The organism is Streptomyces sp. NPDC003011, assembly GCF_053591515.1.
The window spans coordinates 90,840-105,008 of sequence record NZ_JBSFTY010000020.1; the positions used below are offsets into that span (position 1 = coordinate 90,840).

The window sequence follows — 14,169 nt, forward strand, 5'->3', positions numbered from 1 at the left end:
GGGTGCGCAGCGGTCACACCTGCGCCGACTCCCCCGGCGTCAGCCGCAGGTGGTCCGTGCCGCCGAGGGCGCCGATCTGACGGTCGTAGATCGGGCGGGCGAGGTCGGTGAGGAGGGCGTCGTGGATGTCGTAGGCGCGCTGCGGCCCGACCTCACGGACGTAGTCGATGACCTCGGAGATCTTGCTCCAGGGGGCCATGACCGGAAGCATCAGCGTCTCGACGGGGTGGTCGGGGACGGTGAACGCGTCACCGGGGTGGAAGACCTTGCCGCCGTCGACGAGGAAGCCGACGTTGGTGATCCGGGGGATGTCCGGGTGGATCACGGCGTGCAGCTCGCCGTGCACCTGGACGTCGAAGCCGGCGGCGGTGAAGGTGTCGCCGTGGCCGACGGTGTGGACGCGGCCGGGGAAGGCGGCGGAGAGCTTCTCGGCGACCGACCTGAGCGTCCACACCTCGGTGGCCAGGTCGCTCTCCAGAGCCGCCCGCAGCCGCTCCTCGCTGAAGTGGTCGGGGTGCTCGTGGGTGACGAGAATCGCGTCCGCGCCCAGGGCGGCGTCCTCCTCGCTGAATCCGCCGGGGTCCAGGACGAGCGTCCGGCCGTCCTTCTCCAGACGCACGCAGGCGTGCGACTTCTTCGTGAGCTTCATGGATCACATCCTGCCCGAGGCCCGTGGGCGGAACTCACTCGGTGGGGGTCGTCTCCTCCCGGATGACCTGCTGAGCCACCTTGAACGCGCTGTTCGCCGCCGGGACGCCGCAGTAGACCGCCGCCTGCATCAGCACCTCCTTGATCTCGGCGGGGGTGAGGCCGTTGCGCAGGGCCGCGCGGGTGTGGAAGGCGAGTTCGTCGAGATGACCGCCCGCGACCAGGGCGGTGAGGGTGACACAGCTGCGCGAGCGCCGGTCCAGGCCCGGCCGGTCCCAGATCTCGCCCCAGGCGTAGCGGGTGATGAACTCCTGGAAATCGCCGGAGAACTCGTCGGCCTGCGCCAGCGCCCGGTCGACGTGCGCGTCGCCGAGCACCTCACGCCGCACCTTGATACCGGCGTCGTACGGATCGGGACGGCCGGTGACCTGCGTCTCCACGGCGGCCGGGGCGATCTCGGCGATCGGCGCGGGCTGCGGGGGTGCGGCGGCCAGGACCGGTTTGAGGGGGGTCGCCTGGATCGCCGTCATGCCGGTGGTGGAGTCGAAGCCGGGCTGCCAGGCGGTGGAGAAGTGCCGCACCAGCAGGTCGGTGACGGCGACGGGCTGCTCGACCGGCACCAGGTGAGAGGCGCCGGGCACGACGGCGAGCCGGGCGTCCGGGATGCCGGCGACCAGGGTGCGGGCCTCGGCGGGACCGGTGACCTGGTCGTCCGAGCCGACGAGGACCAGGGTGGGCACGCCGACGCGCGCGAGTTCGTGCCGTACGTCGAACGAGGCCAGCGCCTCGCACGCGGCGATGTAGCAGCCGGGGTCGGTGGTGCGCACCATCTGCACGGCCCACTCGGTGATCGCGGGCTGCGCGGCGGCGAACCCGCTGGTGAACCAGCGGTCGGGGGAGGAACGGGCGATCGGATCGAGGCCGTTCGTCCGTACGATCACCCCGCGCTGGCGGAACTCGTCGGCCGTGCCGAAGCGGGGCGAGGCGGCGATCAGGGCGAGCGAGGCGAGACGCTCGGGGTGGCGCAGGGCCAGCTCGATGCCGACCGCCCCGCCGAACGCGCAGCCCGCGTAGCCGAAGCGCTGCACGCCGAGGCCGTCCAGGGTGGCGAGCAGCCGCGCGGTGAGGTCGCCGACCGCGCCCGCCGGGTACGCGGGGGCACCGCCGTGCCCCGGCAGGTCGAAACGGAAGACCCGCCACTGCTTCGCCAGCTCGGGAACCTGTCGGTCCCACATGTGCCAGGTGGTACCCAGGGACGGACCCAGGATCAGGACCGGAGCCTCTTCTGGCCCGTCAAAGCGGTATTGCAGGGTGTTCGACGGTGTCTCACTCACGCCCCAGACCCTCTCACGTCTCACAAAATCTCACGCAGCCGGGGGAAGCCGACGGCTCGATGCATCCGTGGCTCGACTCGTCGGGCACTGCCTGACGGCCTCGTCGATGTTTGCAGCGCAGCATGTGGTGCCGTCCCGAAGGTCTTCCGGCCGGGCGCCCGCGTCCTCTGCACTGTCTTGATCGACGGCTTCGTACAGCCGTGTGGAACATCAAGCGCGAGCGTTCAAAGGCCCGGCTCACGGTCGAGCTGTTCGGCAAAGCCCTCAAACGGGAGCGGGACGCGATCGCCCGCGAGGGTGAGCGGCTGGTGGCCTTCGCCGCCGAGGGCGACGAGGCCACGGTCGACGTCGTGGTGGCGGGTGACCGACCCCGGCGGTGCGCGGCGCGGCTGACGACGAGTCCTGCGACGGCGACCGGTACCCCCGAGGCGTGCACCAGCTCGCCCGGCGAGAACGCGGCGTGCCATGGCGCGCGGGCGGAGGTGCCGCCCGGTTCGGCGGTCCGGAGGCCGGGAGCAACGGCGGGGTCCGGGCGGCTACCGAGGTACGTGGCTGGCAGACCCCGCCTCTGGGAGCCCCCGCCGCTTGCGGCTGCGACTGGTCTCCGCCGCCGCCCAGATTGTCACCACCGCCCGCCGCCGGCACCTTCGGTTCGGCCGTCACTGGCCTCGGACCGACGTGATCACCAACGCGGTCCAACGACTCGCGGCTCTCCCGAACCCCGGCTGACCAGCAGCGTCACCCGTCACCCGCCACAACAAACCTGATCACCCCGCCGGAACGTGGAACCCGGCGCCCACCCGACGCGACAGCCGGGCCCTCACCGCACCCGAAACCAGCCACGCCACCGAAACGGCCCGCCAGATGATCCGACGGGCCGTCACGAAAGATCGAGGTTAGAAGAAATGCTTGCGTCCACCGACCGCGCGACCAGTCGCACCCAGGATCCACAGGATGGCGCCCACCAGAATGAGGATGCCGCCGATCGTCGTCAGCAGCCCCATGCCGACAAGCAGCCCGATAATCAGCAGAATAAGCCCAAGGATGATCATTTCAAGATCCCATCATCAATTTCGACTCAAACGCGTGTGCGTATGAGTTGTACAACGGCGTATGTTTGCTTCTTGGTCGGTAGGTCCGCCGGCATCAAACCCGAGGCCCTCGCTGTCATAGCCCTTGTGCCCGGCGACACGGTATTCACGCACCCCTCCAAACTTCGTTCACGAGGCGGCTGCTGCACTGGGCCGAGGCCATCCGGATCCCCGGCGGGCCCGCCACTGGCAACCTTTGCCGGTGGGGTCGCGGGACATGACACGTCCACCGGCTTGTCGTTCACGCGCGGGGCCGTGACCTCGACGGGACCCGCCGCAGCGGTGACCGCGCGGGGCCGGTGGCGGCCATTGCGGAGCACCAAGCGGCGCCCGGCCGCGTCCGTGCCTGCCCGACCCGCGCTGCGAACGCGGGCCTACTCGGTGACTGGTCGATCAAACATCCGGGAAGGTGCGCCCTTCGTGCGCTCCCGGGGAGCCGATCCGCAAGTCCTCAGCCTTGCTCCGCGTCCTGTGAGACCACGGGGAGCGGAAAGGGCGATGGGTGTGGAGGACGAGCAGCGCCAGGGCACCGGTCGTCGCGGACCAGGTGAAGGAGAGCAGGCCATGGGACCAGGGGATGTGCGGGGTGAGGGCTGAGCTCAGCGCCAGCTGGTTCACGCCGTACAGAGGAAGCGCGGACACGCCTGCCACGTCCATGAGTGTGTTGAAGACGGGGTTCTGCAGGCCGGTGTCCACCAGGCTGAGCATGATGATGAGGAAGAAGCCCTCCAGCTCGCCGCGGACCAGAGAGCCGAGCAGAAGACCGATCCCGCCGTAGGCGAGGCCCGCGCCCGCAAGGGCCAGTCCCAGGGGGCCTGCGTGGCGCACGGGCAGGGAGATCCACAGCAGCATCGTGGTGTAGAAGGCCAGCAGGGCGGCGGTGAGGGCGACGGCAGCGAGTTTGGCCAGCAGCATCGGAAGCCGGGGGTAACCCGCCAGCAGCAGACGGCGGTCCATCTGCCGGGACTGAAAGGTCTCCGTGAACGTGATGAAGCCGACGACCATGGTGACGGCGCCCAGCGCGCTGGCCACCTGGCCCACCTGGCTGGCCGGGGCGGAGGCGGAGGCGCTGATGGCGGCCAGCCAGACGCGCACCGTCGCGTCGGAGGTGCACAGGCGTGCCACGGCGATCCAGAGCGGGATGAACGCCACCGCCAGAGCCAAGGCCAGCCGGTTGCGCAGGTGGCCCAGCAGAGTGCAGCGCAGCAGTTCGGTGAATGCCGTCCAGGAGAGCCTCAACGGTCGGTCCCCTCGAAGTGCAGACGCCCTTGGCGCAGATGAGCGATCGCGTCGAAGTGGTGCAGTTCGTGCAGCAGGTGCGACACCACGATGATCGAACGACCCTGATCACGCAGATCGGCGGCCAGGGTCCAGAACCGCTGATGGGTGTCCCAGTCAAAGCCCTGGTAGGGCTCGTCCAGGACCAGCAACTGCGGATCGTGCATGAGAGCGATCAGCAGGTTCAGCTTCTGTCTCGTTCCGCCGCTGAGCTCACCGACCTGCTGTCGTCGGCAGCCGGTCAGTGCCAGCAGTTCCATCAGCTCGTCGACGCGTTCCAGCGTCGGCAGCCGGTAGGCCATCTGGAACAACCGCAGATGCTGGCCGACGGTGAACGCATCGTTCAGTACCGCTCGTTGCGGGCAATACCCCACTGACCCTGCCCGTGTCACCGTTCCTCGGTCGGGAGCGAGGTGTCCTACGGCGATCTGCAGCAGAGTGCTCTTGCCCGCCCCGTTCTCACCGACGACTCCTACCAGCGTCCCGGCGGGCACATCGAGGTCGACGTCGCGCAGGACCTGCCTGCCGCCGTACTCCTTGCAGACTCGGCTGATCCGCAGCCGTGGCCGGTGGCGCGTCATTGCCATCTGCACATCAGCCCCTCGTGAGATCGGAAAGGCGTAACGCGTCGGCCCGCAGAGAGCCGCCACCGCCCGACCAACACCTACCTGCCTCATCCGGGTCCTGGACGGTCGGCTGCGCTCGGCCCGGACGGTCCGGCCCCGGCGGACCGATCGCCTGCGCGCGGTGCGCGCTGGTGCGCGGTCCAACGACTCCGTACCGCTGGTGTAACGGCAGCCACCGCATCAGCATCGCCACTCCACTCCATCCCACTCCGCTCCACCGGCTTCATGCCTCTCAGTCGGGCGTGACGTGAGGCGTTATCCGCCGTTATAGAAGGCGATGCCCCCGACACCACAGCCAGACTTTTACGCGCCCACGATCGTGATCGGAGCCGGTCCCCACGGACTCGCGGCTGCCGCGCTACTGCGCCGCGCCGGCGTGGCGACCGTGATCCTGGAACAGGCGGACCGAGTGGGAGCGAACTGGACGCAGCGGTATGACCATCTGAGTCTGCACACCACCCCCGGCACCTCGAAACTCCCCGGCCTGCCGGTGCCCCGCCAGGCGGGCCCATGGGTGAGCCGGGACGACTATGTGCGCTACCTGAAGGACTACGTCGCCCATCATCGACTCGACGTCCGGGTGAGCACCCCGGTGCAACGCATCGAACGGGCCGAGCCCGGTTCGGGGGCACAGTGGCTGGTCCACACCCCCGACGGTCCCGTGCGCACTGGCGCGGTCGTGGTGGCCACCGGCCGCTGTCATACCCCGAACCTCCCCCATTGGCCCGGGCGTTCGACCTTCACCGGCACGCTGCTGCACTCGGCCCACTACCGCTCTCCGGTGCCCTACCGCGGGCAGCACGTGCTGGTGGTCGGCGCCGGCAACAGCGGTACCGAGATCGCGAGCGTCCTGGCCGGGGCCGGTACCGATCGGGTGCAGATCGCGGTCCGTACCCCACCCAACATCCTGCCCCGCTCCAGCGCCCGATGGCATGCGGTCGGCCGGCTGACGGAGGTCCTCCCGCTCGCGTGGCGCGACCGCACGTCCCTGCTCACGCAACGTCTCGCGGTGCCCGACCTGACCTCGCGGGGACTGCCGCGGCCCCGCACGGGCCTGTACACCCGCAATGCCCGCGAGGGTGTCAACCCGGTGCTCGACCACGGCTTCGTGGACGCCGTCCGGTCCGGGCGGGTCGAGCCGGTCGCGGCCGTCCAGGCGTTCGACGGACCCGACGTGTTACTGGCCGACGGCACCCGACTGCGTCCCGACACGGTCATCGCAGCCACCGGCTACCGGCCCGACCTGCACGCCCTGGTCGGCTCCCTGGGCGTACTCGACGAAGCCGGGCAACCCCTCGCCGTAGGGGCACAGACTCATCCTGAAGCCCAGCGCTTGTACTTCGCCGGGTACACCAATCCCCTCACGGGTGTCCTTCGCCAGGCGGGCATCGAGGCGCGCGCCATCACTCACGCACTTCGACGTGAGACGGCGCGGGCACCCGTTCTCAGCGCCCAGGTCGGCGACCGTACGGCCGACACTCCCCGGGAAGGGCACGCGCCGAGCTGACGGAGCACGTTCAATCGTCGCCCGAGCGGACCTGGGTGGTCTGCGGCGGGGGTGATCTCCTGGCGGCACCAACTCGCCCTGCGGCGCGGCGGGCCGAGTCGAGTCACGTCGAGTTCGGCGAAGTCCTCGACCCGGGCGGTAGCGGTAGCGGTAGCGGTAGCGGTAGCGGATGCTGTTCTCCGCCACCCTGGACCGCAACGTCGACCTGCTCGTGCGCCGCTGTCTGACGGACCCTGTCGTACGGACCCTGTCGTGCACTCGGCCGACCCGTCGGCCGGTGCGGTCCGACGCGGTGCCTGCGAGCCGTAGCCGCCTCGCCTTCCGGCGTCGGCACGGCCGTCATGGGAGCGTGCGGAGCGGTCGTTCGTGTACCTGCGTGCGGTTCATGCGGAACCTTCCTCGATGTGGCGCATATCAAGGAATTCCAGGCCGCAATGAATGGCATGGAGAATCACCAGTTCCTCCGCGTCGCCCTGCCGGGAGAAAGCCACTGCGGGATACGCGTGCAGCTGGGGCCCGCACCCCGAAGGATGCGGGCCCCAGCTGCGGCTTGGGCGGGAGCGTCAGGCCGGAACGATGTTCTCGGCCGTCGGGCCCTTCTGGCCCTGCGCGATGTCGAAGGTCACCTTCTGGCCCTCCAGCAGCTCACGGAAGCCCTGCGCGGCAATGTTCGAGTAGTGGGCGAACACGTCGGCGCCGCCACCGTCCTGCTCGATGAAGCCGAAGCCCTTTTCCGCGTTGAACCACTTCACGGTACCAGCAGCCATGTCATATCTCCTTTGGGGCAGTACATCGGAATCCGCACCGCGCGGACGCCGTGTCGCCGCGATGATTACCCCGCCCGGAAATGACCGGAAATACAAAAGTGCTCCCGACCGATAAAGTCCTGGCGGGGGCACTTGAAGTTTGGGAACCACAACTGCAACTGAGATCAACAGTAGCACGCCGAAACGGCCCGTGAGCGTTGCCTAATTCCGCTCTGCTCTCCGCGGCAAAAACTCCCGCCGCACGCCCCCCCCAATCTGATCTCTCGGGAAAAGATATTGACCCTCACGTGGTGGAAATCGTGCTGCGTAACCGCACCCCGGGCGCGGGCAAGAAGCCGCTACAGAAGCCCGGACGTCCTGCCGCAGACCCTGTGCGGGTGAGGCGCCTGGTCATGGCCAGGCAGGCCGAGGGTACGACGTGTCCTGGTGACCGTCGGCTGAAGCGCCCGCACGCGTCACAGCAGGCAACCGGGCCGATCAGGGGTCAGGGCACTTCTTCCAACGGTTGTTCGGTCCAGATGGTCTTGCCCGCAACGGTGTACCGGCTGCCCCAACGATGGGTCAGCTGCGCCACCAGGAACAGACCGCGGCCGCCTTCGTCCGTCCACCGGGCCCGTCGCAGATGCGGCTGCGTCTGGCTGGGATCGGAGACCTCGCAGATCAGACGTTGATCCCGAATCAGCCGCAGGCCCACTGGGGTGCCGCCGTAGCGGATGGCGTTGGTGACCAGCTCGCTGACGATCAGCTCTGTGGTGAACACCAGATGGTCCAGCCCCCAGGAGGTCAGCTGGTCGGCGACCTGGCGGCGTATCCCTGCGACGATGCTGGGGTCGGCGGCCAGCTCCCAGGTGGCCGTGGCATCTTCAGGAAGTCGGCGCACCTGGGTCACCAGAAGTGCCAGGTCGTCGTCCAAGGGCTCCTGGAGGAGTTTTTCCAGAATGCGGCCACCGATTTCCGTGACCGGGCGGCCGCTTTCAGCGCCTCCAGCCGTGCCTTCCCGCACCACGGTCAGCCCGCGGGTGTGGAACGGATCTCGCGCCAGTGCGCCCGTGTAGAAGGACAGCACGTCATCAGGGCTGAGTTGCAGCTCGGTGGCTTCAAAGGGCTCCGCGCCTTCGCCCAGGGGCAGCCCCGGACGTACGGGCACCATGTCGGCTTCGGCGCCGCCCCGCGAGACCAGCACCGGCCCGGGGTGTCCCGCACTGGCCAGTACGCAGTGGCCTGTGATCGGGTCGTACACGGCGTACAGGCACGTCGCGCCGTGCACACTGCCGGCAGGCACGACGTCTCGATGCTCCTCGTCCTCAGCGAACCGGACCACCAGGTCGTTCAAGTGGGACAGCACCTCGTCGGGACTGAGATCCAGGTCCGTCAAGGTCTGCACCGCTGCCCGCAGCCGCCCCATCGCCGCTGTGGCGTTCATCCCCTGCCCGCCCGCATTGCCCACGACGAAGCCCACCCGGCTCGAGGACAGCGCGATGACGTCGTACCAGCTGCCACCGATCCCCGTCACCGCACGCGCGGGCAGGTGAGCACCGAATGTCTTCGCGGCCTCGACCTCCACCACCGGGCGGGGCAGCAGACCTTGCTGCAGCGCTTCCGCGGTGCGGCGTTCGAGGTTGTATCGCCGAGCGTTGTCGAGGCTCAGCGAGGCCCGGGTGCCGATCTCATCCGCCAGAGTCACATCCGCCGGATCGAAAGGGGCCCGTGTCCCGGTACGCCAGAGTCCCACCGCCCCCAGTACCCCTCCTCTGACCAGCAGCGGCAGCACCATCAGGGAGGTCGCGTCCGGCGGCAGCATGAGCGCGGCTCTTTCCGCGTCGTCCTTCAGCGCCGCCCGGGCCAGGTGCAGATCCGGCAGGACACCGGGCGTGCCCTTGCGCAGGTGCTCGGCTTCTTCGTGGCCGATCCGGAAGGTTTCGCCGACCGGGTGGCTCTCTCGGGGCCAGCACCCACTGGCCGCCGCTACAGCGATCCGTTGCATGGGCGTGCCGGGAGGGAAAGACATCGGCTCTTCGCCGAGCAATACGCCCTCGGTCAGGTCCACCGCCCCCAAGTCGGCGAAGGCCGGTATGAGGACGTCCAGCAACTGCTCGGCATTGCGGGTGATGTCCAGGGAGCCGCCGATGCGGGTCGCCGCGTCATGAAGCAGCTCCAGCCGCTCGAGTGCTCGTGGATCTTTCGCCAGTACCTGTTCCGCGGTGGGCACCGGACGTCGTACGGTCTGCGGTCCGGAGTCCGGGGACTCCGCCCGGATCAGCCGCAAGATGAAACGGCCCTCCGCTCCCTCTGCGAGCACCGAGGCTGCCGCCACCGCCGAGAAAGGCGCGCCGCGGACGGTGTGCAAGTCGGCCCGCGCGCTGAGCATGATCCCGCCCAGAGCGCCGGCGACAAGCTCGGCCCACACGGACGGATCGTCGAAGAAGGCCGAGATCTCCACGCCGCGGATCTTGTCTATGGAGCCCTCGAACAGGCGCAAAGCAGTAGGTGTGCAGGTAAGGACGGCTCCCCTGGCATCCAGCACCAAGACGGACGGCTCCTGGGCCAGGACTTCAGCCACGGAGGGGAACTCGTCAGGCACGGTGCATCACTCCAGCAGGGTGGACGGCGTCCCCACGCCCCTGAATCGCTGAGCTGGTCGGCTGAGTCACCGCCAGGCGGAGCGGCGGCCCCGAGTATGCCCCGCTCGGCAGACCTACTCCGGTTGAGGATCTCGCTTTGCCGGCCTGCGCGCTCCCGGCGGGAACGATGCTCCTCTTCAGCCTTCTTCAACCCATGGTCACCCACTACCGCACTGAACGCACGATGGCCCGACGCGCGGCCAGCGCCCCTGTCGGAGGGAGGCCGGCCAAGGACAACGCTGCACGGATCTGGCCCCGCCACCTTCACGGAAGCCGGGGAGAACGCGGTGGCCGGGCGCGGCGCGGGTCAGGAGGTCAGGGCCTGGTCGACGGTGGGACGGCAGCCGATGACCTTGTCGGCCGTAGACAACTGGACGGCTCCCGCCCGGCGAACAGGGAGGGGAGCCGTCCAGGTGTGTACGGAGGCCTTGTGCCTTCAGCGGGTCAGGCGTGACTGCGCGAATGCCGGTTGCCGGTGACGAGGCGGTAGAGGGCGAGCAGGATGACGGAGCCGACGATCGCGGCGATCCAGGTGGAGAGGTCGAAGAACCCGTCGATGGAGTCGACGCCGAAGATCACCTTGCCGAGCCAGCCGCCGAGCAGACCACCGACGATGCCGATGAGCATGGTGATGATGATGCCGCCGGGGTCCTTGCCCGGCATCAGGGCCTTGGCGATGACGCCGGCCAGCAGGCCGATGATGATCCACGCGATGATGCCCATGGTGCCTCTCCACTTCGTCATATAAAGGCTGTGTCAGCTCATCGTCTGCACCGATCTCGCCCGAACAAACGTCTTCTGCGCAACCGACCGTGCCAGCTCCTGACACCATCTCCATCAAACGACGCCGCTTGCAGCCGAAGCTCAGGTCGGGCGGCGGCGGCAGGCCGTAGGGAGTGCCCGTAGCGGAGGCAGGTCCGGTCGTAGCGCGCCCCGCATCCGCTTGACCTGGGAAGGTAAGAGGTCGTCCCACTGGCCGGCCACGAGGAAGGCGGCGGCGAACAGGCCGGGATGGGCGAGGATCGGCGGTACTGCCGGGAGTGCGGCGATCCGTTGCCGCAGACGATGGCGGCGAGCGCGGCTACCAGCGCGAGAAGCAGCAGCCGCGGTGCGCAGCCGCCCGCCCGAACCGGTCAGGACTCGGGCGGGCCGCTCCGTGTGTTCGGCGAACCGGTCAGGACTCGGGCGGGCGGCTCCGTATGTCCGGCAGGCCGGGTCAGACCAGCGGCCACAGCGCCGCGGTGAGGGCGAAGCCGGCGCAGCCCATGACGGTCGTCAGGACCGTCCAGGTGCGCAGGCCCGCCGCCACGTCGAGACCGGCGAGCTTGGTGAACATCCAGTACCCGGCGTCGTTGATGTGGGACAGGGCGAGAGCGCCCGCGCCCATCGTCAGGGCGACCAGCGACAGCTGACCGGTGGACAGGTCGGCCCGCTGCAGCAGTGGGGTGAGGATGCCGGCGGTGGTGATGAGGGCGACGGTCGCCGATCCCTGGGCCGCGCGCAGGGCGAGGGAAGTCAGGAAGGCCAGCAGCAGCGCGGGCAGGCCGGTGCGCTCCAGGACGTCGGCGATCGCGTCGCCGATGCCGCTGGCGACCAGCACCTTGCCGAAGACACCGCCCGCACCGGCCACCAGGATGACCATCGCGACGGGCGGCAGCGCTGAGCCCATGACCTCGGCGATGCGCCCGCGGTCCCAGCCGCGCCGGGCGCCCAGGAACCAGCCGCACAGGGCGACGTCGATGAGCAGGGCCACCATCGGGGCGCCGAGGACGGTGAGTACGGCACGGAGGGTGGAGCCCTCGGCGAGCGTGTTCTGGCCGATGGTGCCGAGCAGGATCAGCAGGATCGGGGTGACGATCAGCGCCAGGACCATGCCGAAGGACGGCGGGCGGACGTCGGTCTCCGAGTGTGCGGGCTTGGTGAGTACGGCGGTGGCGTGACCGTCCGCCACGGGAGCCGGGGCGCTACCGGCCCCGCCCTCGCGCCCGGCCTCCGGCTCGCCGTACACCTCCGCGTACACCACCGGGTCCATCGGGTACTCGCGGCGGGTGAGGCGACGGGAGACGAGGTAGCCGAGGAGGGAGACGACGGCCGTGACGGGGATGCCCAGCAGCAGCATCAGGCCCTGGCTGGCGCCGATCGTCGCGGCGACCGCGACCGCACCGGGGTGCGGCGGCAGGAAGGCGTGCACGGTGAGCATCGCGGCGCCCATCGGGAGCGCGTAGACCAGCAGCGGCTTGCGGGAGGCGCGGGCGACTCCGTACGCGATCGGCATCAGGATGATCAGGCCGACCTCGAAGAAGACCGGGATGCCCAGGACGAAGCCGGCGACGGTCAGGGCGAGCGGGGTGCGCCGGGACCCGAACCTCTCGATGAGGGAGTGCGCGAACGCGTGGGCGCCGCCGGAGAGTTCGACGATCCGGCCGATCATCGCGCCCAGGGCGATGATGGTGGCGATGTGGCCGAGAGTGGCCCCCATGCCGTCCTCGACGGTCTTCACCAGGTCGGCGGCGGGCACCCCCGCGGCGAGCGCGACGCCGATGGCGACGACGACGAGCGCGACGAAGGGCTGGACCTTGGCTCTGAGGATGAGCAGGAGCAGGGTCGCGACGCCGGCGACCGCGATGGTGAGCAGGGCGGTGTGGCTCATCGTCCCTCTCCTTCCGGGGTTGTTTCCGCGGATATTTCCGACGACTTGGGAGACAGGACGGTGACGAGGGAGGAGTCGTCGCGGGCGGCGAGACCGGCGCGTTCGCCGAGCAGGTAGAGCTGTTCGGCCGCGGCGGCCAGGGGCACCGGGACGTGGGCGTCCTTGGCGATGCCGGTGACGATGCCCATGTCCTTGACGAAGATGTCGAGCCGCGACCTGACCTCGGGCTCGGGACCGTCGTCGTACGTCTGGACCATGCGCGGCCCGCGGTCGGCGAACATGAAGGAGCCGGCGGCGCCGTGCTTGAGGCTCTCCACGACCGTGCCCGGGTCGAGCCCGAGGCCGCGGGCGAGCGCGATCGCCTCCGCCGCGGCGGCGATGTGCACGCCGGCCAGCAGCTGGTTGACGGCCTTCATCGCCTGGCCGTCGCCGGGGCGCGGGCCGACGACCGTGAGCGTCGAGGCGAGCAGGTCGAGGACCGGCCGGGCCGCCTTCAGCGCGATCTCCTCGGCGCCGACGACGATCAGCAGGTCGCCGTCGCCGGCCCGCACCGGGCCGCCGCTGACCGGCGCGTCCACGGTCAGCACACCGCGCTCGGCCAGCCGCAGAGCTGTGCGGCGGGCCGCCTCGGGGCCGACCGTGCTGGTGAGGATCACGACCGCGCCCGGGCGGAGGGCCTCGGCGGCGCCGTTCTCGCCGAACAGCGCGCCCTCGACCTGCACTTGGTCGCGTACGGCGAGGACGACGGCGTCGGCGTCACGGGCCGCCTCGGCCGGGGACGCGGCGTCTCGGGCGCCCTCGGCGGCCAGGGCGGATCGCCGGCCGGCGGCGATGTCGTAGACGGAGACGGGCAGTTCGCCGGCCAGGCGGCGCGCCATGGGAAGTCCCATGGCGCCCAGGCCGATGACGGCCGTACGGGGACGGGGGCAGGGAGACATCTTTGTCCTTCGGGGAGTGGAGAGAAAGGCGCGAGGGCGGGGGCCCTGGCGGGGGAGAGATGCGCGCGGGCGCGGTGTGCGAGAGGGCATGGCGCGGTAGGCCGTCGTAGGCTCGCGGGGGCGGTGCGATGCGGCGGGTGGTCGTACGGACGGTCTCGTGCTCTACGGCGGCGTGGGGCGTGCGGTTCTCGTCAGCGGGACCGGGTGAGGTCACGCGGTTCCCCTCGGCTTTCGGCGCGGGGGCTCAGGGGGCCGGTGACCTCCACAGCCGCGTCGCGGTTCCCCCTCGGCCCTCGGCGCGAGGGCTCAGGCGGCCGATGGCCTCCAGAGCCGCGTCGCGGATCGCGGCACGGCCCGCCGCCCCCACGGAGACGACGCCGGCACCGGGCAGCGCCGCCGGGAGGGTCGCGCGGACGGCCTCCAGGCAAGCGCGGCGCAGTTCGGCGTCGACGTTGACCTGGGCGACGCCTCGCGCGAGGGCGCCGTGCAGCTCACCGACGGGCAGACCGCCGGCGCCGGCGCCGTGCAGGACGCGCGGGACCGGTACGGCCGCCTGGATCGCGGCCAGCCGCTCCAGGCCGACGCGGACCGGGTTCTCGGTGAAGCCGTGGACGTTGCCGACGGCCGCGGCGGGCGGGTCGACGCCCGTCGCGCGCTCACCGACGGGCAGACCGCCGGCGCCGGCGCCGTGCAGGACGCGCGGGACCGG

Annotated in this window: 12 protein-coding genes and 1 pseudogene; 2 read left to right on the forward strand and 11 right to left on the reverse strand. The window is 70.3% G+C overall.

Annotation, left to right across the window (positions count from 1 at the left end):
• Window positions 1-13: 13 nt before the first annotated feature.
• Together ACWD0J_RS13290 and pcaDC are read right to left on the reverse strand one after the other, a co-directional pair.
• Window positions 14-649 carry an MBL fold metallo-hydrolase gene (locus tag ACWD0J_RS13290; protein WP_451495891.1) on the reverse strand — a complete coding sequence of 212 codons (636 nt, stop codon included), beginning with the start codon at window positions 647-649 and terminating at the stop codon, window positions 14-16.
• A 34-nt stretch (window positions 650-683) separates the two neighbouring features.
• A complete protein-coding gene (gene pcaDC / locus ACWD0J_RS13295) occupies window positions 684-1,982 on the reverse strand; it encodes a bifunctional 3-oxoadipate enol-lactonase/4-carboxymuconolactone decarboxylase PcaDC (protein WP_451495892.1) in 1,299 nt (432 codons plus the stop codon).
• Window positions 1,983-2,530: 548 nt separating this feature from the next.
• Here pcaDC and ACWD0J_RS13300 point away from each other — a divergent pair.
• Window positions 2,531-2,711 (forward strand): annotated as a pseudogene (locus ACWD0J_RS13300) (transposase); the annotation flags it as partial.
• 167 nt (window positions 2,712-2,878) lie between these two features.
• Here the strand turns inward: ACWD0J_RS13300 and ACWD0J_RS13305 are convergent.
• The 3 genes from ACWD0J_RS13305 to ACWD0J_RS13315 form a co-directional block, all read right to left on the reverse strand.
• Entirely contained in the window at window positions 2,879-3,034 is a 156-nt protein-coding gene (locus ACWD0J_RS13305) for a hypothetical protein (RefSeq protein WP_010059700.1), read from the reverse strand.
• A 432-nt stretch (window positions 3,035-3,466) separates the two neighbouring features.
• A complete protein-coding gene (locus tag ACWD0J_RS13310; protein ID WP_451495893.1) occupies window positions 3,467-4,312 on the reverse strand; it encodes a hypothetical protein in 846 nt (281 codons plus the stop codon).
• Window positions 4,309-4,932 (reverse strand): ABC transporter ATP-binding protein, encoded by a 624-nt coding sequence (locus tag ACWD0J_RS13315; protein WP_451495903.1) that lies wholly within the window; start codon window positions 4,930-4,932, stop codon window positions 4,309-4,311. The genes ACWD0J_RS13310 and ACWD0J_RS13315 overlap by 4 nt, the downstream gene beginning before the upstream one ends.
• 322 nt (window positions 4,933-5,254) lie before the next feature.
• Between ACWD0J_RS13315 and ACWD0J_RS13320 the strand changes: the two genes are divergently transcribed.
• Window positions 5,255-6,484, forward strand: a complete 1,230-nt coding sequence (locus ACWD0J_RS13320) for a flavin-containing monooxygenase (RefSeq protein WP_451495894.1) — start codon at window positions 5,255-5,257, stop codon at window positions 6,482-6,484.
• Between the two features lie 563 nt (window positions 6,485-7,047).
• Here ACWD0J_RS13320 and ACWD0J_RS13325 read toward each other — a convergent pair.
• From ACWD0J_RS13325 to ACWD0J_RS13350, 6 genes are all read right to left on the reverse strand, one after another.
• Window positions 7,048-7,251: a cold-shock protein gene (locus tag ACWD0J_RS13325; RefSeq protein WP_023586116.1), complete on the reverse strand. Its 204-nt coding sequence runs from the start codon at window positions 7,249-7,251 to the stop codon at window positions 7,048-7,050.
• A 484-nt stretch (window positions 7,252-7,735) separates the two neighbouring features.
• Window positions 7,736-9,832, reverse strand: a complete 2,097-nt coding sequence (locus ACWD0J_RS13330; protein WP_451495895.1) for an ATP-binding SpoIIE family protein phosphatase — start codon at window positions 9,830-9,832, stop codon at window positions 7,736-7,738.
• A gap of 484 nt (window positions 9,833-10,316) precedes the next feature.
• Complete coding sequence (locus tag ACWD0J_RS13335; RefSeq protein WP_451495904.1) at window positions 10,317-10,595, reverse strand: GlsB/YeaQ/YmgE family stress response membrane protein; 279 nt, start codon at window positions 10,593-10,595, stop codon at window positions 10,317-10,319.
• 493 nt (window positions 10,596-11,088) lie between these two features.
• Window positions 11,089-12,522 carry a GntT/GntP/DsdX family permease gene (locus ACWD0J_RS13340; RefSeq protein WP_451495896.1) on the reverse strand — a complete coding sequence of 478 codons (1,434 nt, stop codon included), beginning with the start codon at window positions 12,520-12,522 and terminating at the stop codon, window positions 11,089-11,091.
• Window positions 12,519-13,460, reverse strand: a complete 942-nt coding sequence (locus ACWD0J_RS13345; RefSeq protein WP_451495897.1) for an NAD(P)-dependent oxidoreductase — start codon at window positions 13,458-13,460, stop codon at window positions 12,519-12,521. Before ACWD0J_RS13345 ends, ACWD0J_RS13340 begins: the two co-directional genes overlap by 4 nt.
• 244 nt (window positions 13,461-13,704) lie before the next feature.
• On the reverse strand, window positions 13,705-14,169 hold a 465-nt coding region (locus tag ACWD0J_RS13350), incomplete at its 5' end, for a class II fructose-bisphosphate aldolase (protein WP_451495898.1).